The organism is Okeania sp. KiyG1, assembly GCF_014132355.1.
Lineage (GTDB): Bacteria > Cyanobacteriota > Cyanobacteriia > Cyanobacteriales > Microcoleaceae > Okeania.
On record NZ_BLZO01000132.1, the window covers coordinates 1 to 20,765 of the forward strand.

The window sequence follows — 20,765 nt, forward strand, 5'->3', positions numbered from 1 at the left end:
GGGCAGTTGCAGATAGTATCTCGGTTTTGGCAGGTATGGCTGGAACAAGAGGACAAGCTTTATCGCTGCTGCCTCAAGTTGATGAGTTTTAACCCAACGGAGGCTGAAGATGCTCTGGGTCAAGCAAGGATCAAGGCTTGGGAAAAGGTGCAAGAGTTGGGGGACTCCATCAGAAATTTAAGAGCTTGGCTAATGCAGTTGACGAGCAACCTCTGCAAAGATATTCTCAAAAAAGACTCTCGGGCTCCAGTGGCTGTAGAAAATATTGAATTGGAGGGGGAGACAGGAGTCCTGTGTACGATGTCTTCGTTGCCATCGCCCCAGATAGCTCTGGAGGAGGAGGAAAGGTATGTCATGATCCGACGGGCAGTGGCTTCATTATCCCAAGGGATGCGCGATACTTTTGCTTTACATTATTATGAAGGGGTTGAGTATATAGAAATAGCCGAGCAACAAGGGTTAACCTACGGTAGCGTCTGCAAGAGGATATCAAGGGCACGCCAGGAGTTGAAGAAGAAGTTGAGGGGTTATTTCCGGGATGAGGAAAAACTAGAAAGTGAGTTGGAGCTGATGGGTCGGAAATCGCCAAGGAGAAAGGCCCAAGTGGAGAAGCAGAGTATAGGGTCTGATGGGAAGTCCTCAAAGAAGACGATAACTGTATCGGCTACTGGGAAGTGCGGGCGAGTGGTGGTGGAAGGAAAATCCTCGTTAAAGAATGACCCAGGGTCGCAAAAGGCTTTAGCGGGCTCGGCAAGATCGGAAGTAAGGGTCAAGGGTTTTGCACAGGAGCATTCCCCAAGCAGCTTAGAACAAGTAAAGGAGCGGACCATAGAGTCAGTTAACCCTATTGGGAAGGAGACGGCAACTTTATGGGGAGGGAGGGAGTGTGGGCAAGTGGTAGTAGAAGAAAAACCTTCCTTAAAGAATGGTGCAGTAGAGCAGAGGGCTCTGGTGGTCTCCCAAATCAAGGAAGTAAGGGCCAAGGGTTCTGCACAGGAGCATTCCCCAAGCAGGTTAGAACAAGTAGAGGAGCGGACCATAGAGTCAGTTTCTCCTATCGGGAAGGAGACGGCAACTGTATTGGGAGTGAGGAAGTATCGGCAAGTGGTAGTAGAAGAAAAACCTTCCTTAAAGGATGGTGCAGTGGATCACAGAGCTCTAGTGGTCTCCCAAATCAAGGAAGTAAGGGCCAAGGGTTCTGCACAGGAGCATTCCCCAAGCAGGTTAGAACAAGTAGAGGAGCGGACCATAGAGTCAGTTTTCCCTATAGGGAAGGAGACGGCAACTGTATCGGGAGCAAGAAAGTGCGCTGCGGTGGGAGAAAAACGGCGAATTTGTCCGGCGAATGTGTTGGTAGCGATATGTAAACCAAAAAATGACGGGTTGATAAAATTTGAAAAGCCAGTAAATCAGCGCTTTGAGAATTTACTTGCCCCTCAATTAAAGATTGACAATAGCTCCTCTAGGCAAAAAAAACTGTCAGAAAATCCCTCCTGGAAACGTCTTATATATGGAAGGCGATGCCAACCCCGGTATTGGGATAGTTCAGCCGGACAATATCACCCTATGCTACCGGACATGATATTGCTCAAGATTGAAGTGAGGCAAAAAATTAAGGATGAAGAAGCGTTTAGTTATTTGCTGTGATGGTACATGGCAAGATTTAAAAAGTTCTTACCCAAGTAACATAGTAAAAATTACTCAAGCAGTCAAACCAATAGCTAGTGACGGAACCCCACAAATCCTCTTTTACGACTCAGGAATTGGGACAGAAAGCAACAAAATATTAGGAGGCGCTGCCGGAGTAGGAATTGATACAAATATACAAGATGGCTATAGATTTCTCTGTCTCAACTATGTTGATGGAGATGAAATCTATTTGTTTGGATTCAGTCGTGGTGCTTATACGGTCAGAAGTTTGGCAGGGATGATCTACTGTTCGGGGCTTCTAAAACGTTCTTGTATTAAGGAAGCACCGAAAGCTTACGAGCTTTATCGCCAACGAAATGTTAAACCGAGCGATAAGGAAGCTACTGATTACCGGAAAAATAACGGTGAACGTGTTCCTATTTCTCTAATCGGTTGTTTTGATACCGTAGGTGCTCTAGGGATTCCTGTTGTCCCCTTATTTCAACGGTTTAAGTCTCTACTTCATAGACGTTATAAATTCTATGACACGAAATTAAACAAATATGTGCAGAATGCACTGCACGCTATGGCCATAGATGAAATTCGGGAAATTTTTGATGTGACTCCCATGAACAAAAACCCTAAGGCGGAAAATCAACGAGTGATTCAAAAGTGGTTCCCTGGCGAACATGGTTGTGTCGGTGGTGGTACAGAAGAACATAGAGGTTTGTCAGATGGGGCATTGAAATGGATGATTGATTCCATTGGCGAGCTTGGGTTAGGGCTGGAATTTGATATTGATGCAATTCCTACAGGGATTCAACCTGATTGTAAATCAGAATTTAAAAACGATCCAGGATTTTTTAAATTGGCAGGAATTAAATTTCGTGATGTCAGCGAGGCTATGGAAGAACTTCATGAATCCACGGTTGAACGTTTGAAGAATCGCCAGGATTATCGACCAAAAAATCTAGAGAAAGTTATTCCTAAACTAAATCTGAAGTAATTTCGACAATTTCACTACAAAAGTTAGAGGTTTTTTATGTCCTATTTAGAAAGGTACGACAGTATTCCGGCAGAAAATGTTAGCGACCGAGTTAATGTTATTAATCAAGGTGTTTGGACCGATTGGACACAATTATTTAAAGAATTGAGAGAAAGTCGTCCCATTTTTATCACCCCTAAATTTGTCCTAGTTAGTTTATTTCCAGACGTACAGGAAGTTTTATCTCGCTCGGAATACTTCTCAGTGAGAGGTTATACTGGCAAAATGGACCCGGTTTTCGGACCTTGTATGCTGTCGAGAGATAACTCAGAACATAACTGGCGAGAAAAGTCCATAATTAGATCAGTGTTGCCCTTGGAAGATTTGTCAATGGTGAGAAAAATGGCTGGTGAAATTGCTAAATCCAGTTTAGATAAATCAGCAGCAACAGGAAAAATAGAAGTTGTTCACGATTTAGCCAAATTTGTTCCCATCAGACTTTGCGGTGATTATTTTGGCTTTCCTGGTCCGAATTTGGAAACTATGTATCGTTGGTCAAAAACAACCCAAGACGATATGTTTAGAAACTTAACTAACGATCCAACAATTCATGAAGCATCTGTTCAGTCAGGTAATGAAATGCGTGCTTATCTATCTGAACTTCTCAAAGAGAAAAGAGCCAAGGAAACTGAAACACCTACAAATTTTTTCACATATCTAGCCCAATTTTTCCAACCAAAAACAGCCAACAACGACCAAAAAATTGCACCTGGGGACGTTTTTACCCGGTTGGCCAACACAAAGTTTCCTGGGGATATTCCCTTCTCGGAAGAGAGAATTATTGCCCACATGATAATTTTTTTGGTGAGTAGCATTGAAGGAACAGCCCAAGTCATCACCCAGATCATAGAACAACTGCTCAAGCGTCCTGAAATTTTCCAAAAAGCCTTAGCAGCAGCCAAGGCTAACGATGACGAAACATTTGATAAATATGTTTGGGAAGCCCTCCGTTTTAATCCCTTTAGTCCTTTTGTCGTGCGTTTCTGCGAAGCAGATTATACCCTCGCAGCAGGAACTCCGAGAGAAACCACTATCCCTGCCAAAAGCGTTGTCTTAGCGAGTATCGGTTCAGCTATGTTTGATTCAGCGGTGGTGACTCATCCTGATGAGTTTTCCATTAATCGTCCTAACTATAACTATATGCACTTTAGTTATGGTAGCCATACCTGTGTTGGAGAACACATTGCTGGAGTAGTAGTTCCCGAGGTGGTTAAACAAACTCTGTTGCGCCCAGGATTGAGATTTTTGCCAGGGGATGAAGGCAAAGTTGAATATCAAGGTTATATACCAGCACGTTTTGTTGTTGCTTATGACAAGTAACATAGGGTGATTAACTGTTAAACTTAAACCGTAGAAAATAGTTGTAAAATTTACACTCATTGTTGTAGTATTAAACAAGTAACAACTAAAATCTAAAAAATAGAAAGTGAATGCGACTTGTTGACAGACATATTATTAACCGAACACATAACTTTTGGCGAGTGTGTGATGAGTTAGCATTTAAGTCTAAAAACTTGTACAACTTAGCTAACTATTATTGTCGTCAGCATTTTTTCACTTTTCTCAAAAAGTCTGGATTTAACCAAGCTATACCATGGAACCAAAGATAGTGATGCTTACAGAGCCTTACCAACCAAGGTATCAAAACAAATAATCAAATGCTTGGTTGCCACTTGGCGTGGTTATTTTCAGGCTATAAAAGAATGGTCAAAACGTCCAGAGAAGTTTTTGGGTAAGCCCAAAATACCCAAATATAAGGACAAAACCAAAGGTAGAAATGTAGTTATATATTCAAAGGAATCAGTCTATAAAGCCCCTTTGAAGAATGGTATTTGTCACTTATCTATGAGTCAAATTAAAATACCTGTAGTTGTGGATACTGTCATCGAAGTGAGGATAGTACCTGCGACTGCCTGCTATATAATTGAAGTTGTCTATGAAAAAACTCTTCAGCCACAAATAAATTCAAGATCTGTAGCCGGGATTGACTTAGGGATTGACCGGTTAGTAGCTCTATCTACAAATAAGCCTGGTGTCAAACCACTGCTGATTAACGGGAAGCCACTAAAAAGCGTCAATCAACTATATAACAAGCGTAAAGCTAAGTACCAAAGTAACCTCAAAGGCAACAGAAAAACCAGTCGTAAGATTGAAGCATTAAGTTATCATAGAAATCGTTTTGTCGAGAATTATCTGCATAACACCAGTAAATTAGTGGTTGAGTATCTAACCACAAATAATATTGGTACTGTAGTCATAGGCCAAAATGATAATTGGAAACAAGGTGCAAACATCGGTAAAAAAAACAATCAAAACTTTACTCAAATACCTCACTCTAAGCTAGTTCAACAGATAACTTATAAATGTGAACTTGCTGGTATTCAAGTTATGGAAACGGAAGAAAGTTACACCAGTAAAACATCTGCTATTGACTTAGAATTGCCCTTTGCTCAAGAAAATTATGTGGGAAAACGAGTCAAACGGGGTTTGTTTAGGAGTGGAACAGGTAAAGTGATTAATGCCGATATTAATGGCAGTCTTCAGATAATCAGAAAGAAATTTCCAGAGGCTTTTAGTGCCGAGGGAATAGTGAGCTGCGCCGTACAGCCAGTATTGGTTAATCCAATATCAAGATAAAAGCTCAGATCGATTTTCTACAGTTTTTTTCGTACGGTCAAATTTATTCACAAGGAGTCATTATCATGTCAGACAAGATCAAAAAAATTATCGGTGAAGTTAAGCAAGTTGTGGGTATTACAGTCGCTGATAGTGCTTTAGGCAAAAGTAAAACCGAAAGGGAAGCCAAAAAAAGCATAGTTAAACGCCATGAACAGCAGTTTGACAAACCCCTCGATCAATTACGCAAAGCCACTGGGAAGTTAGTTTTTAGCGATACTAACAAGCCATTGCACAATATGGACCTCGAATTATGGGACAGGGATATAGGTAGGCCAGGAGATTATTTAGGAACAGGGGTAACTGACGACAATGGTAACTTTGAAATCTATTACGATCCTGCCAAAGGAGGCTTTCTAGACACGCCAGATTTAGAGTTAAGAGTGCTAGACAGTAAGATTAGTTTTGATAGTAATAGTGACCCAGTTTCTACCTATCGCATTGCATACACTATAAAAGGGGAAGACAATGTAAGGGAAAAAGAATATGATTTTGGTACTTGTACTGTTCCCTACTGGCTTTATAAACCTGATAGTCATTTTGCCCGTCTATTTTTTAGTGAATTAGAAGGCACGCCAGATGATTATTCTGTTGGTCGTACTCTTCAAGGTTATGATGCGGCTAGTGGTTTAGTACCTATTAAGGCAAAGCACGTTATTACTAATACACTCAATCCTAACGAACCTACTCTGGCAGAAGTCCAGGCAGCTTATCCACCAAATTTGACCATAAAATTGGATCAAGAAAATCCAGGGTATAGTCGTAGTGATGAATACTTTGTTTCGTGCATTCTCAATGGGATGAATCCTTGTTTACTAAAACGTAATAAAAACAATCCTCATCAATTTAAGGTGACATTTAATTGGGATAAGTACGAAAAAGATGATGACCACGATCTGAATAATGTGGAAGCTTTTTTTGAATTGAAAGATGAGAAGTTAATCCCCACTGCAATAACTATTCAAAGTCGGTATCCAGATTCTATTGCTCCCAATTCTCCTCTAAAAGAGCCAGTTACCTATACTCCCAATGATGGGGAAAAATGGTTACAAGCAAAACGTATTTTCCGCACTAATAGTTTCTTTGCGGCTGAAATGATTGAGCATTATATTAAGGCTCATTTGCAGATGGAACAGTATACCATTGCAGCTTTCCGAAATTTACGCAAAAATCCTGTGCGCCTGATTTTATCTCCTCATATCAAGAGTCTGGTTAACATTAATCAACGGGCTGATGAAGTATTAGTGTCCCCTACCGTTGGCTTAGTTACTACCAACGGCCCCTTAACTCCTGAAGCAGTGGTAGAAGTATGCAAGGAAAGTATGGCGACTTATGACTGGAAAGGTTGGAAACCTCGTCAGCCTCTTTGCGAAACTCATACGTTTGCTAAAATTGGTAATCTTTACTGGCAGGTTTTAACTGAATACATTGATATCTTTTTTGAAGATTACCAAGAGGAAATAGTGAAAGAATGGCTGGAAATTCGTCGTTTTTCCGATGATATAGTTGAACATAGTGTTGCTTATCAGCCATCCCAACCAAGCGGCTCTTCTGATGATAGCGACTACGACTGGTATGATTACAATGAGCTTGACCAACCTGATATTCCCAGAGCCACAATTAATGGTATCGTTAAGGCAACTCGACCCATTACTGTTTCGGATGAACCTAGTGAGGCAGATATTGAAAACTTAAAAGAGTTTTGTCGTTATGTTGTCTATTACATCACCTTTTGGCATTCTTGGGTTAATGATTCTCAAGCGGACGAAGGGGGAGAAGTAGTTTATAGTTCCCTGGCTTTACGCAATGGTAGTTTTGGCAGTGAAGATGATCCAAACATTGCCCCGAATATTATAGAATCAACCAATTTGATCTATATGGTCAATGTTCTGACGGCGATTAAGTACGGCTATATTATCAAGAATGAAGACGACGACATCCCTGAAGAATTAACAACAATATTGGCTAGTTACAAGGATCAATTTGCTGATTTTGGCTACGATATTAGCAATATCAGATCCTTGATCAATATTTAGCCAATCGGAAAGCCCAAAAAGGAGAGAGGGTAAAAGTTATCCGATCAAGCTCTTGGTTATATATTTGCATAAATCTATTTTAGTGCTAATTTTTACCGAATAATTAAGGTTTAAAGCCTCTCCTTTTAAGGAGAAACAAGAAAAAATTTTCCTTTGATTCAATCCTCTTCCTTTTAGGGAGAGGTAATTATCAATTATCCATTATCAATTATCAATTATTGAAACACCTGGTGGTCTTATGAGTACTCTGTACCTACTGGATCAAAATCCTGATATCAAGTAACATTAATTAACCGCAATTTAGGGACGTTGTATGCAACGTCCCTACGAGGTTGGGGAAAGATTGTTTATTACAGTTATTTAATGAGACATGATATGAGTGGCGATCGCGTCTCGAAAATGAGCTTAGGTCTCTTCCCTTGAACTCCCTTAAACTTGAGGGTTTAGAACAATGTTCACCACGTTCTACTGATTTTCCAGTATAGAACCCCTAAGCGTATCTCTAAAAATTTAGGCGATCGCTAACCTCTTAAGCATCAGTCGAATCAAACAAAGATTAATCTTGGCAGTAGCATTACCCACATTCCGCTTAATTAAATAGGGTTTGCGTATGGAAAGTCTTTTTATTGAGGTAGGGAGTAGGGAGTAGGGAGTGGGGAGTAGTTAAGAGTCAGGAGAAATGGGAGTTATAGAGAAGGTGGTCGTTCATTATAGCAAGAGTGATTTTTCTGCTATGGTCTCCCCAAAATACACTCCTTTTTGAGCGTGAAGGGCTGAGAACCAGGTATTTACAGCGGTTTTCATTTCAGTAAACCACAGTAGGGGCGAATGGCATTCGCCCGGCGAATGGCATTTGCGCTCCGCAAAGCTCCGAATTGCGCCCTTATAGGTTTTTGGTTATGACGATGTGGTTTATCAATCTGAAAAGGGCTGTAAAGCTAAAAAAGGATAAAACCAATATCAGTCAATGCTTTGAGATTTAATCAGCAAGCCCTAAATAGACAAGTTTTATGCAACCTGTTGTAATACAATTTAAAGTGCGGAATGTGGGCTTAAGATGAAACAGTCCACTACTGATTCTTATTAACTGGCTCTCATTAACCTTCAATTTCTGTCAAATCCCGCCAATAAAAGAATGGGGATTCAGAATATTTTGTGGGTCAAATTGTTGTTTAATTCGGCGCATTATCTCAAGACCATTCTGATTATAACCCCAAACATCTAGTTTTTCTTTAATGTCTAACGGTGCTGCTAAAACTGTGAGAAATCCACCTTTAGATTCACACCAACGCCGTAATTCTAGAAGAGTTTCAGGAGTAACAGAATTAAATTTTAATTCTCCCAAACCACTACCTGCATGAATTAATCCTAAACCTGTTTCTAGTGCCGATCGCTCTAAAGTTTCTACAGCTTCAGTAGGAATAACTCCTATTTTACAGATAATTTCATTTTGCTGATAATTCCAGATGTGTTGTTTTAAATTTTGCCATAATTCTGCTTCATAATCATGGTAACGGGTGGAATTTAAACCTAAACTATCTCCCACTTTTAATAATTGATTAGATTGCTCTTCAACACTCTCTATTATGCTTTGAAATCTAACCATTAATCCCACACCTTTACCTAAGTCTAATTGTTCTACTAATTTAGTTGAAAGTAAGTCAATAGCAACAGGAGTTAATGCTGAAGATAATAAAGTTTGAGTTGCTTTGGCAATGTTATTTTTTTCTCCTACTAAAACAACAGTACCGGATGCTTGTTGTTGAGGATAAACTCTCAGAGTAACTTGACTAATGATACCTAATGTGCCATAGGAACCTGTAAATAATTTCATTAGGTCGTAACCTGCCACATTTTTAACTACCCGTCCTCCCGCTTTAGCAATTTTTCCATCTGATCGCACAAAACTTATACCAAGTAGCATATCTCGTACTCCCCGGTAGCGTTGACGTAGGGAACCTGTATCAGCAGTGGCAATGATACCGCCAATAGTAGCAGTTTCTGGATAAGCAGGGTCGATAGCGATAAATTGACCTGTTTTTGCTAAAGTTTCTTGTAGTTCTGCATATTTCATCCCAGCTTCCACAGTAACAGTTAAGTCACCAACAGCGTGTTCGATGAGATGGTTGAGGCGATCGCTACTGACAACTATTATTCCTTGTTTGTGAGTAGTTGGGTCTACTTTCATTAACCCTCCCCAATGAACTTTGCTACCGCTACCACAAGGTAATATTGCACAATTATTTTTAGCACAGCAGGTAACTATAGTAGAGAGTTGTGCTTGAGTTTCTGGATAGACGATACAGTTGATGGTAGTGTCGGGAGCGATCGCCTGTGATATTTGTTGTTTTTTTGCTTGGTCTATATCTTGCCACAAACTAATATTGTCTTTGCCGACAATAGTTGCTAATTCTTGTGCGTTAAATGTATTTTCTTGGGAAATCACTATGATTAATTATGGATGGTATTTAGTCAAATTATTTTTTTACAGTTAGGGATTTAAAATAATTCCCTTTTCTTTTTATAGCATATTTGTTGCGTTTATTTGATTGACTTTTTGATCGTTTTATGATATTTACTTATGTAATAATAAATCTCATACTAATACCAAATCTTAAAAAGTTTGCTATATATTTTTAGTAATGGGAAAGTAGGGAGGTAGGGAGATATGGAGAGGGGGAGGTAGGGAGTGGTGAGATAGCTCAAATAAGCATTATTAGGACTTACGCAGTGCAACCTATTTTCGTCCGAAGCGACTGACAGGGTTTGCGGAGCAGTCCGTAACTGAAAGAAATCTCAAATCCTAGTTTTTCCTACTTCATGTGTAAGTCCTGATTATTATTCAGAAGTAGATTAAATTTTTTCTACTTTTACTGGAGGTTAGATAACGAAAACAAAAATATGCTTACCACATTGCAAAAAAGAAAATGGACGCGTTTGTTTCAAGTCTATGATGCCGATCGAAATGGTACAGTAGAAAAAGATGATTTTGAAGCAATATTTTATAATCTTGCTCAAGCTCGTAATTTAACTGAGGAAATGCCACAATACCAGCAACTCTATGCAAAGTTTATGGAAGAGTGGGAATATTTGCAAAAAGATGCAGATAAGAATGGCAACGGTAAAATTGAGCTAGCAGAATGGCTCCAACACGCCGAACGTCGCATCAATAGTCCAAATATATACCAAATACTTGTTGACCTAGCAAATCTGATTTTCGAGTTATTGGATATTGATGGAAATGGGGTTATTGGGGTGGAAGAGTACAAAACTTTTTATTGGAGCTGGCGAATTCCTAAAGATTTAGCTGTAGAAATTTTTCCTAAGTTAGACCTAAATGGTGATGGCAGTATAACTAAAAAGGAATTCTTGAAATTAGTACGGCAATTTCATCGTAGTGATGACCCTGATGCTCCCGGAAACTCACTTTTTGCTTTCTATACTACCACACTGCAAAAAAGAAAGTGGACGCGTTTGTTTCAAGTCTATGATGCTGATCGAAATGGTGCAATAGAAAAAGAAGATTTTGAAGCAATATTTCATAATCTTGCTCAAGCTCGTAATTTAACTGAGGAAATGCCACAATACCAGCAACTCTATGCAAAGTTTATGGAAGAGTGGGAATATTTGCAAAAAGATGCTGATAAGAATGGCAACGGTAAAATCGAGTTAGCAGAATGGCTCGAACATACCGAGCGTCGCATCAATAGTCCAAATATATACCAAATACTTGTTGAGATAGCAAATCAAATTTTCGAGTTATTGGATATTGATGGAAATGGGGTTATTGGTTTAGAAGAGTACAAAACTTTTTATTGGAGCTGGCGAATTCCTCAAGATTTAGCTGTAGAAATTTTTCCTAAGCTAGACCTAAATGGTGATGGCAGTATAACTAAAAAGGAATTCTTGAAATTAGTACGGCAATTTCATCGTAGTGATGACCCTGATGATCCTGGGAATTTATTTTTTGCTTATTACTAATATAGGAAAATTAATTAGTAATTCTCCATAAAGTAACTTCCAATAGAAAAATTTTTCTAGTTAATCTCGATAAATATTCATTCAACAGAAAACTGAAAAGAAATGAGATTATGGAAGCTAGAATTTACTAGATAAATGAGATTTTCGAGTTATTAGATTTAGATAGGGTTATTGGTCTGGAAGAGTAAAAAAAATTTTGTTGGAGCTTGCGACTTCTCGCACACTTTCTTGATGCACTACTAGAAAATATTAGGCTTGTTAAAGAAGAGATTGGAAATGGGTAAAATAGAAATACCGCAAGTTTCTACTTTTATCAATGGAGGGTGTATGAAATGTAAAACGCTTTTAAGTGTAATAGGAAGCATAACATTTTTAGCGATTTGTTCCCCGTCGGCGATCGCTCAACCTAACAGGATAATTCAAAGTAGGTCTAATAGTAATCCACTCTATGCGCAAACACAATCTTTAAGGCAGGTAGCTGAAGTATTTCGCCCTATTCTATCTCAACTAAAGCGCGAAACTAGAGTACCAATTTTATTGCCTAGTCAAGAAGCTTTTTCATTTCCTATACAAGTTTATGTAGAAGCTAATGGGGAAGCAAATGGCTATAAAATTTCATTGGGCAGCAGACCAAATTGTGGAGGAGTTACGGTTTGCTTTGTAGGTTATTTAGCTGCAGAAAGAGGTGGAAGAATTATTGGCAGTCGCGGCGGTGAGTCAAAAGAAGTGCGTCTCACACAAGGAATTACTGGATACTTGAGTATGCCTGTGTCGAGGGGTCGTTACAAAGCACCAACAATAATAAATTGGCTATTTCAAGGGGTTCTTTATACAATTCAAATACGAGGAGAAAATCCAGAAGCATACATGATTGAGTTAGCTAACTCGGCAATAGAGTTTGGATTACAAAATTCTCAGGTTGATCGAAGTTCCTCTGAAGGTAGGTCAATTTTTAAACCAATACTTAGGGATATTCAAGAGCAACTTCCTTCTAATTGGGTAATGCGCTTACCATCTGATATTGTAATGACTCGCGCTGACGGTACAAGAGTTCCTATTTACGCAAGGGTGAAACCCTCAAGAGACAGTAGTTACAATTACTTTAGAATTATCTTGACATCTCGCCCTAACTGTCAAGCAAGAGCTTGCCTATTTGGCCTATTAGCAACATTTTCTAAGGAAGATTTACCTAGCTACTCTAATTGGATAAACAGTTTCTCTTCAAAATATCGACGAGTTGCTCCTATCACTTTAGCAAATGGTATTCGAGGTACTTATGCTCAAGTTGACCCAAGGGGAGCATCTACTGGTCCTTTTGGAGTTGGTCCTTTTGGAGTGGTGTTGTGGGAACAAGACAATCAGGTATTTTTCGTGTCTTTAGGGTATGCATCGAGTATTGAAGAAGGGAAAGAGGACGTAATCCTAGCAGCAATGTCAATGGCTAAAGAGCCTCCTATTGCCAGTATAAATCAACCAAAAATAGCTAGACGATCGCCGTCTGAGAATAGGTCAATTTTTCAACCAATACTGAGGGATATTCAACAACAACTTCCTTCTAATTGGGTAATGCGCTTGCCATCTGATATTGTAATGACTCGCGATGACAGTACAAGAGTTCTTATTTACGCAAATGTGGAACCCTCCAGAGGAAGAGAAAATTACTTGAGAATTAGCTTGACATCTCGCCCCAACTGTCAACCTAGAGCTTGTCAAATTGGCTATTTAGCAACATTTTCTAAGGAAGATAATACCTACTCTGACTGGATGAACAGTTACTCTTCAAAATACCGACGAGTTGCTCCTATCACTTTAGCAAATGGTATTCGAGGTACTTACATTGATACCGATCCAAGAGGGGCATCTACCGGACCTTTTGGAGTGGTGTTGTGGGAGCAAGACAATCAGGTATTTTTGGTGTCTTTAGGGTATGCCTCAAAAAACACTCAACAAAGCAAACAAGAGACTATCCGAGTAGCAATGTCAATGGCTAAAGAGCGTCCTATTGCCAGTATAAATCAACCAAGAATAGCCAGACGATCGCCCGTCAAAACCTACAACAACGCCAGAGAATTAGGAATGGCACAATTCTTGCAAGGAAAACAAGAACTAATATCTGCCCTAGAAAAATTAAAACGTGCCGCCAAGCAAGAATACGAAACAAACATCGACTCTTTCAATCTCAATCTTTTAAAAGAAACGGTAACAACACTCAGCCCAGTAGAATGTCGTGCCGTAGGAGTAGAATGCGAAAGAAAAGGAATTTCTTACGCCGATTATCTGGAACTAAAAATGAAGTACAAACTACAACCAGATATTTACAAGAATGGCTACAAAATCTTTGATGCAGTAGCTGAATACCAAAAACTGCTGAATAACGACAACCGATATGGCGGAACCCAAGCAAGCGATCGGCTATATTCTATAGAGCAAGAAATTAAGCAGGAAATAGCAGAAAAGTGGGGAGAACAAGAAGAAAAATTGAATCGAACTACCTTGGAAAACTTGGTGTTAGCAGGGAGGCAAGCATTGGAAGACTCAGGGGAAATGTTAGGCGATCTATTGTTCACCACAATAATTCCTAAATCAATTCCAAGCATATTAGACATGGAAGGAGTTGCTGAAGAGATGTCCAAGGGCCTCCCAAAGTTTATGAGAATATTAGAGAAAAGGTTTGGAATCAAACCAGACAGTGATGAGGTTGAACCAACAGCTCTTTTCGTTGAAATGTCTCCTGAAGGATTAAAATTTTTGGCAGGCTATCCAAAATATGCTTTTGCCGTAGTAGAATTCACGAAAAGTTTAAGCCAAAATTTCGCAGAGGGTAATACCGATGGTATCAATAAAACTTGTACTAAGATGGCTGAAGAAACTCTAGAATTTCTCAATAATTTTGATGATTTTCCTGGCTATGCTCCCAAAGAACTAGCTTCTATTTCCAAGGCTAGTCGAGAAATTATGGAAACTTCCGATGTACTAGAAAAACCTGAAGTTAGACAACTTTTAGATGATTTTGATAAACTAAATTTGCAGGTAGCACAACTCAGTGCCACTCTAGACATGATAGACGCAGTAATTTCCTTGATAAATAAGAAAGTTATATCAAAAGAACAACAAGTTGTTCAAACATTAGGCAAAATGACTAAGTGGCAACTTCTAGCAAAGTTCTTACAAAAAACCCTAAAAGATTTGATAGCTGACGGAACTAAGCACACCTATAAAAATGATTTGCAGAGGACTTATCCCCGATTTCTATTTAACTACGAACGCAACCAAATAGCAATTGAAGGGTTATCTAAATTTCTTGATAAATCTGCCGAAGAAGTGGGAGAATATTTAATCAAAGCAAGGAGCGATGTTATTGTCCGTCAAGCCGATGGTAAAATAGCCGTAATGACTGATAAGGTTTTATCTCCACCTTAAGCTAATTAACTATGTAAAAAAAAACCTCTGGACTACCTCTTCTTTCTTACTGACAATCGCCATATAATGCGTAGGGGCGAATGGCCATTCGCCCTCTTATCTTTAATGCTGAATAACACCGATGTTAACTGGTTTGATATTAAACCTGACGATAAGCAATTACAACATAAAAAGGGTCGCCCCCTCCTAAACCTAACATCTGCAAAAAACTAGGTACATTTGACTTTTGAGAAATTACCTCTACTTGACTAAAACCTGGAACTTCATTAGCACTTTTTACACTGTCAAAATAACGCTTTACTAACTCTACTCTTGAAGTTTCTGAACCATCTCGCCAAGCACTAATAGCCTTCTGATAAAACATTCGATTAGAAAAGCTAATAATTGCTATGCCGCCAGGTTTCAAAATTCGATAAATTTCATAAAATATAGCATCAGGATATTGCAAATATTGAATAGAAACACAATTAACAACGGCATCAAAATCTTTGTCAGGAAAAGGTAGTTTTAAATCCTTGTTTAAATCTTGAACAAAGTAATGATTTAATTGACGATTTTTAGCCAACTCCTCCTCATTCATACCATGGCCTTCAACATGAGCAAATTCCATATCCTGTGGTAAATGAGAAACCCAACTACTCATCATATCTAAAATCCGAGTATTAGGTTTTAGGCGATCGCGATATAAACTTGTCAACTGGTCAATAAACCCTTCATCCACATGAGTAACAAACCTAGGGTAAGAATAAAACAGGCGATCGTCAGAGTCATCTAACTTCGTGCGTTGATTAGCTTGCAGTAACATAAATAGTCAAGGAGGGTTTACACTACATAATCTATTTTATCCAAATGTTATGAATTGTAAAGTAAGCTATACAATAAAAAATGTATAGCAATAGCTAGAACAGTTAGGACAGAGACTGAATAATGATCTTTAGGCGTTGCTGAATTGAAGTATGAATGCGCGATTGTTTGGTTCAAGTCCACGCCCCCGCGCATCCCCCGTTCAACAAAAAGCGCAGCAACATCTGGCTTCCCCCGATCTTCGGGGGACGGGAGGGGGTTCAAGGGGGACTTTTAGAGTTTTATTCCCCCCAAAATTGGGGGGTTAGGGGGGCAAAATCATACCCAGAATCAGCAACGCCGATCTTTAGACAGATGAAATGTTTTTCAATCTTTTGCCTGTTGCCTATTCCTGTTGCCTACTATGCAACTTCAGTAAATCAAATATTCAACTAAAATATGACCACAACAACTGCAGAAAAAATTACAACCAAACTTCCTCCCCTGATTCCCCGTGAAATTTTGTTTGGCAACCCCGAACGTACCAGTCCCAAACTTTCACCCGACGGCAAATATCTGGCATACATTGCTCCAGATGAAAAAAATGTCTTGCAAATATGGGTACGAACAATAGGTCAAGAAGACGACCGCCAACTCACTGCCGACAAAAAACGGGGCATTCGGATGTATTTCTGGACTTACAATGAAGACCAACTAATATATCTTCAAGATGCTGATGGAGACGAAAACTATCATCTCTATCAAGTCAATATTCAATCAAATATGGTGCGCGACCTCACCCCATTCCAGGGAGTCAAAGCACAAGTAATAGATTTAGACCGTAATTTCCCTGACCAAATATTGGTGGGTCTAAACCTGAAAAACCCCCAAACTTTCGATGTTTACCGCATCAACCTCAATAATGGTGCAGTAGAATTTGACACCCATAACCCAGGCAATATTATTGCTTGGACTGCTGATGCAAAATTTCAAATCCTGGCTGCAGCAACCATCACAAAGGATGGAGGTTCGGATTTACTGTATCGCGAAACCACAGAAAAACCTTGGGAAACTATCCGTCAGTGGGGGCCAGATGAAGAAGGAGGCCCGAGTTTCTTCTCCAATGATGGCAAAATTCTATATATATCAGCTAACCATGATGCTAATGCTATACGTTTACTAGGTCTCGATCTTGCCACTCGCGAAGAAAAAGTAATTGCTGAAGACTCTCAATATGACATTAGTGGCAGTTTGACTCATCCTATTACTCGTGCCATTGAAGCAGTGGGTTTCTACAAAGATAAATTAGAATGGCAGATTCTAGATGATAGCATTGCTGCAGATTTTGAATTTCTCAAGCAAGCACACAAAGGTGAGTTTCGCATCGTTAGTCGTACCTTAGAAGACAATAACTGGTTGGTAACTTATTTTACTGATGACGGACCTGTTTATTATCACACTTACGACCGCACTGCTAAAACAATAACTTTCCTCTTTAGCAACCAACCCCAACTCGAAGGTTTACAGTTGGCGTCAATGGAACCTATTTCCTACACTGCTAGGGATGGTCTAACTATTCATGGTTATCTGACTAAACCTGTAGGTGTTCCAACTCCTGCGCCAGCAGTGCTTTTAGTTCATGGGGGACCATGGGCGCGGGATACCTGGGGTTATAGATCGCAAACTCAGTGGTTAGCTAACCGAGGTTATGTTGTATTGCAAATTAATTTCCGGGGTTCGACTGGTTACGGTAAAGATTTTCTCAATGCTGGTAACCGGGAATGGGGAGCGAAAATGCACGACGATCTAATTGATGGAGTTAACTGGTTAGTTGAAAAGGGTATTGCTGACAAGGATAAAGTTGCTATCATGGGTGGTTCTTATGGTGGTTATGCAACATTAGCAGGGTTGACTTTTACCCCAGAAGTGTTTGCTGCTGGTGTGGATATTGTCGGACCGAGTAATTTGATCACTTTAATGCAAACTATTCCTCCTTATTGGGAACCTTTGAAGAAAGTCTTTTTCCATCGTGTGGGAAATTTGGAAACTGAAGCAGAATTTTTGAAGTCGCGATCGCCTCTGTTTTTTGTAGATAAAATTGAGAAACCTTTGTTAATAGGTCAAGGAGCAAATGACCCACGGGTGAAAGAGTCAGAAAGTACGCAAATTGTTAAGGCAATGGAAGACGCGGGTAAACCGATCGAATATGTACTATATACAGATGAAGGACATGGTTTTGCCCGTCCAGAAAACCGTTTACATTTTTACGCGATCGCCGAGGAATTTTTGGCAAAGTATCTGGGTGGAATATTTGAACCAGTAGGGAATATAGAAGGTCACTCTGGTGTAGTTCGTTAGAGTGCGGGAGTGGGGGAGTAGGGGAGCGGGGAGTGGGGGAGTGTTGGGAGATGGGGAGATGGGGAGATGGGGAGATGGGGAGTAGGAGAGTAGGAGAGTAGGAAAGAAACTGAAATACCTCTTTCTTTTACAATGCAGCACCACCCAAAAGTTTCAAACTCACACAACGCAATATTTTTCCTTTTTTGTTGTGAAATACATCCTCTTTCTTTGGCGTTGCATAATTGCGGGATGATTTTGTCAGAGAGCAAAAACCATAATCCCCCTGTCTGCGTGTCTCCGTGTCCCCGTGTCCCCGTGGAGCGCCGAAATCATCCCAGTATTCAGCAACGCCCTTTCTTTGGCAGTCCTGCGGAGCGTAATGGTATATAGCAAAAAGGAATAAATACCAGGCACGGGAGCAAGATGCTCCCACTGCCGTCTCTGGTAACAAACATTGCCGGACAATGCACCACCACCCAAAAGTTTAAAACTCACACAACACCAGATTTTTCCTAAGGAATAAATACCAGGCACGGGAGCAAGATGCTCCCACTGCCGTCTCTGGTAACAAACATTGCCGGACAATGCACCACTACCCAAAAGTTTAAAACTCACACAACACCAGATTTTTCCTTCTTCTACCTTCTACCTTCTACCTTCTGCCTTCTGCCTTCTTTAATTATTAATTATTAATTATTCATTATTAATTGTTAAACCCTACTATTCTTCTTCATAAAAACTATAAAAAGATATTCATTTTTAAAACCATGTTTATCTAAGACATGATGAATTAACCCACGATCGATTAATAATTGACCAATTGAAATTGCTTCTTGTAAATTAAAATTTTGAGTCCTCATTAACCATTTTACTGCCTCAGAACCAACAAAACATTTTGAGTAAATACCCCACCGATGTCGGCGGTCTTTTATTGCTACTCCATGAGAACCACGCATTTCCTTAATCAAGGTATCTATATCTATATTATTAAGAATTTTACTGTCGATATTATCTCTGGTTGATACAGTTAAATTATCCTCTTCATCTAGCTCTAAATCAGAAATTTTTCTTTCCAGTTTATGTACAAAATTATCAGGATAATAAAGCTCTACAGACTGGGGAGTATTTTTCTGCATCCAAGTCTGAATCATTTGCTCTATTTCTGGAGATTTTAAATGCAAATCTCGCTGAGGAAAAGGAATTTCAATTCCATATTTTCTTAGACTTACTTCAATACGATAATTTAGTTCACTTTTTAGCTTATGTTTTTTCTGAGGTTCTCTAATCCAAACAAGCAAATCAAAGTTTAGAGAACTATCACCAAATTCTTGAAACCATAGTTGCGGTGATGGATGTAATAATACTTCTGGATGACTTTTAGCTACTTCTAAAATAGCTTTTCTAACTGACTTAATTTCAGAACCATAAGCAACTCCTATGGGAACTTTTACCCGAGAAATCGGATTGTTGTGACTCCAGTTTAAAACTTCATTTTCTAGAAAACGAGAGTTAGGAACAATTAAAGAAATCTTATCTAATGTAGTAATGTAAGTGCTGCGTAAACCAATCCGTTTAACAATACCTTCTAAATTTCCAACTTGAATAAAATCACCTACTTGAATAGGTCGCTCAAAAATTAGAATAATGCCACTCATAAAATTGTTAGCAATATTCTGTAGACCAAAACCGATACCTACACCAAGGACACTAGCAATAATTGCTAAAGAACTAACATCTACGCCCCAAAGTTGCAGAAGAATGAGTAGACCTAAGAAAATCAAGCCATATTGAACTAAGAAACTAATTGTATCTTGAATGCTCTGCTCTGCTCCTGTTAAGCCAATAATTTTAGTTCTGAAGATTTTAATAAAATATCCGACTCCTTTCCACATTGCAATGGTTAATCCGACTAAAAACATTATGTCTAAAATGGAAAAACCTTTGTTACCTAGAGTAAAAATAGGAGAAGTAAAGCTCTCTATTAAAAAATTTAATACCTGATTACGATAGTCGCGAATTAATGGTATTAAATCAGTTATATAGAAGACAACTACTATCCAGACTATGACTCTAACAGCAATTCCAGCCAATGGCAAAATTGTCGGTAAATAATTGACAAATTGAGGATATTTTTCCTCAAATAAATTGCTAATTTTGAATTCAAAAAACGATAAGAGAACTCTAGAGCTAAGGCAGCTAAAATTAGAATAATACTGATGATTAATACTTTGAAAATATAACCTGGCTGACGTTCTGTTTGAGCTAATTCCAAAGCTTCTTCAATTTTATATTTCCAGATTACTGCTTGCTCTTCTATCTTCATTCTTCCTTTAACATCTGCCACAGTTACTGTGAGTAGATAGTTATTATTAGCACGCAGAATTGTTTCTTTATTTTGCTGGTCTATGTCTACCTCTATAGATTCACCTGAGTTTAAGATATCTTCTAATTTTGAACTGATGATTTCAGCCCGTTTAGCAGCCGTCAAATTGGTCTCATCATTACCTGCTACTTGAAATAAGTTTTGACCATTAAGCTCTACTGGAGCTGTTTTAAAATTATTATTAGTAGCAGTAGATTGCCCCCAAGCTGGTACTATGAAAAATAATAAAGGTAACAAACAAGCAATTATTAATATTTTGAAAATTTGTTTTGTAGCTGTTTTTCTCCGCAGTGGAAAAATCCTCATGTTATTAATTACTAGAGAGCGATTTGTTTGTTCGCCTCTTGCCAGTTTTTTCAACTTTAGCCACAAATATTCATACCACATAGCTACCCTTGAAAACCTCAATGAACCTTTAATTATAGGTAAGCATTCAGCCGTCAGCCATCAGCTAGCCTCCTATGGTCGTAAC

At 39.0% G+C, this 20,765-nt stretch carries 14 protein-coding genes; 9 read left to right on the forward strand and 5 right to left on the reverse strand.

What is annotated here, in order from left to right; translation table 11 throughout:
- Positions 1-6 precede the first annotated feature (6 nt).
- The 6 genes from SAGCYANO_RS31370 (at position 7) to SAGCYANO_RS31395 (ending at position 7,386) form a co-directional block, all read left to right on the forward strand.
- On the forward strand, positions 7-1,647 hold the full coding sequence (locus SAGCYANO_RS31370) for an RNA polymerase sigma factor (RefSeq protein WP_255502773.1): 1,641 nt from the start codon (positions 7-9) through the stop codon (positions 1,645-1,647).
- A complete protein-coding gene (locus SAGCYANO_RS31375; protein ID WP_202223655.1) occupies positions 1,619-2,635 on the forward strand; it encodes a DUF2235 domain-containing protein in 1,017 nt (338 codons plus the stop codon). Before SAGCYANO_RS31370 ends, SAGCYANO_RS31375 begins: the two co-directional genes overlap by 29 nt.
- A gap of 36 nt (positions 2,636-2,671) precedes the next feature.
- A complete protein-coding gene (locus SAGCYANO_RS31380; protein WP_202223656.1) occupies positions 2,672-3,994 on the forward strand; it encodes a cytochrome P450 in 1,323 nt (440 codons plus the stop codon).
- A gap of 110 nt (positions 3,995-4,104) precedes the next feature.
- On the forward strand, positions 4,105-4,284 hold the full coding sequence (locus SAGCYANO_RS31385) for a hypothetical protein (RefSeq protein WP_202223657.1): 180 nt from the start codon (positions 4,105-4,107) through the stop codon (positions 4,282-4,284).
- A gap of 43 nt (positions 4,285-4,327) precedes the next feature.
- Positions 4,328-5,311, forward strand: coding sequence for a transposase (locus tag SAGCYANO_RS31390; RefSeq protein WP_237396889.1), 984 nt, complete (start codon positions 4,328-4,330; stop codon positions 5,309-5,311).
- A gap of 65 nt (positions 5,312-5,376) precedes the next feature.
- Positions 5,377-7,386, forward strand: coding sequence for a lipoxygenase family protein (locus tag SAGCYANO_RS31395; protein WP_202223659.1), 2,010 nt, complete (start codon positions 5,377-5,379; stop codon positions 7,384-7,386).
- Between the two features lie 1,114 nt (positions 7,387-8,500).
- Here SAGCYANO_RS31395 and SAGCYANO_RS31400 read toward each other — a convergent pair.
- Positions 8,501-9,838 (reverse strand): FAD-binding oxidoreductase, encoded by a 1,338-nt coding sequence (locus SAGCYANO_RS31400; protein ID WP_375340027.1) that lies wholly within the window; start codon positions 9,836-9,838, stop codon positions 8,501-8,503.
- Positions 9,839-10,287: 449 nt separating this feature from the next.
- Here SAGCYANO_RS31400 and SAGCYANO_RS31405 point away from each other — a divergent pair, with 449 nt between their 5' ends.
- Positions 10,288-11,367 (forward strand): EF-hand domain-containing protein, encoded by a 1,080-nt coding sequence (locus SAGCYANO_RS31405; RefSeq protein WP_202223661.1) that lies wholly within the window; start codon positions 10,288-10,290, stop codon positions 11,365-11,367.
- A 327-nt stretch (positions 11,368-11,694) separates the two neighbouring features.
- On the forward strand, positions 11,695-14,787 hold the full coding sequence (locus SAGCYANO_RS31410; protein ID WP_237396883.1) for a hypothetical protein: 3,093 nt from the start codon (positions 11,695-11,697) through the stop codon (positions 14,785-14,787).
- A 139-nt stretch (positions 14,788-14,926) separates the two neighbouring features.
- Here the strand turns inward: SAGCYANO_RS31410 and SAGCYANO_RS31415 are convergent, their stop codons facing one another.
- Positions 14,927-15,592: a class I SAM-dependent methyltransferase gene (locus tag SAGCYANO_RS31415; protein WP_202223663.1), complete on the reverse strand. Its 666-nt coding sequence runs from the start codon at positions 15,590-15,592 to the stop codon at positions 14,927-14,929.
- Between the two features lie 437 nt (positions 15,593-16,029).
- Between SAGCYANO_RS31415 and SAGCYANO_RS31420 the strand changes: the two genes are divergently transcribed.
- On the forward strand, positions 16,030-17,928 hold the full coding sequence (locus tag SAGCYANO_RS31420; protein WP_202223664.1) for a S9 family peptidase: 1,899 nt from the start codon (positions 16,030-16,032) through the stop codon (positions 17,926-17,928).
- Positions 17,929-18,168: 240 nt separating this feature from the next.
- Here the strand turns inward: SAGCYANO_RS31420 and SAGCYANO_RS31425 are convergent, their stop codons facing one another.
- From SAGCYANO_RS31425 to SAGCYANO_RS31435, 3 genes are all read right to left on the reverse strand, one after another.
- On the reverse strand, positions 18,169-18,525 hold the full coding sequence (locus SAGCYANO_RS31425; RefSeq protein WP_202223665.1) for a hypothetical protein: 357 nt from the start codon (positions 18,523-18,525) through the stop codon (positions 18,169-18,171).
- Between the two features lie 95 nt (positions 18,526-18,620).
- Positions 18,621-20,000: a mechanosensitive ion channel domain-containing protein gene (locus SAGCYANO_RS31430; protein ID WP_237396884.1), complete on the reverse strand. Its 1,380-nt coding sequence runs from the start codon at positions 19,998-20,000 to the stop codon at positions 18,621-18,623.
- Entirely contained in the window at positions 19,973-20,680 is a 708-nt protein-coding gene (locus SAGCYANO_RS31435; protein WP_202223667.1) for a hypothetical protein, read from the reverse strand. Before SAGCYANO_RS31435 ends, SAGCYANO_RS31430 begins: the two co-directional genes overlap by 28 nt.
- Positions 20,681-20,765 lie beyond the last annotated feature (85 nt).

Bases quoted from the DNA above. Each gene is read 5' to 3' on its own strand.
- SAGCYANO_RS31375 (WP_202223655.1), top strand. From the start codon at position 1,619: ATGAAGAAGCGTTTAGTTATTTGCTGTGATGGTACATGGCAAGATTTA.
- SAGCYANO_RS31380 (WP_202223656.1), top strand. From the start codon at position 2,672: ATGTCCTATTTAGAAAGGTACGACAGTATTCCGGCAGAAAATGTTAGC.
- SAGCYANO_RS31385 (WP_202223657.1), top strand. From the start codon at position 4,105: ATGCGACTTGTTGACAGACATATTATTAACCGAACACATAACTTTTGG.
- SAGCYANO_RS31395 (WP_202223659.1), top strand. From the start codon at position 5,377: ATGTCAGACAAGATCAAAAAAATTATCGGTGAAGTTAAGCAAGTTGTG.
- SAGCYANO_RS31405 (WP_202223661.1), top strand. From the start codon at position 10,288: ATGCTTACCACATTGCAAAAAAGAAAATGGACGCGTTTGTTTCAAGTC.
- SAGCYANO_RS31410 (WP_237396883.1), top strand. From the start codon at position 11,695: ATGAAATGTAAAACGCTTTTAAGTGTAATAGGAAGCATAACATTTTTA.
- SAGCYANO_RS31415 (WP_202223663.1), bottom strand. From the start codon at position 15,592: ATGTTACTGCAAGCTAATCAACGCACGAAGTTAGATGACTCTGACGAT.
- SAGCYANO_RS31420 (WP_202223664.1), top strand. From the start codon at position 16,030: ATGACCACAACAACTGCAGAAAAAATTACAACCAAACTTCCTCCCCTG.
- SAGCYANO_RS31435 (WP_202223667.1), bottom strand. From the start codon at position 20,680: ATGTGGTATGAATATTTGTGGCTAAAGTTGAAAAAACTGGCAAGAGGC.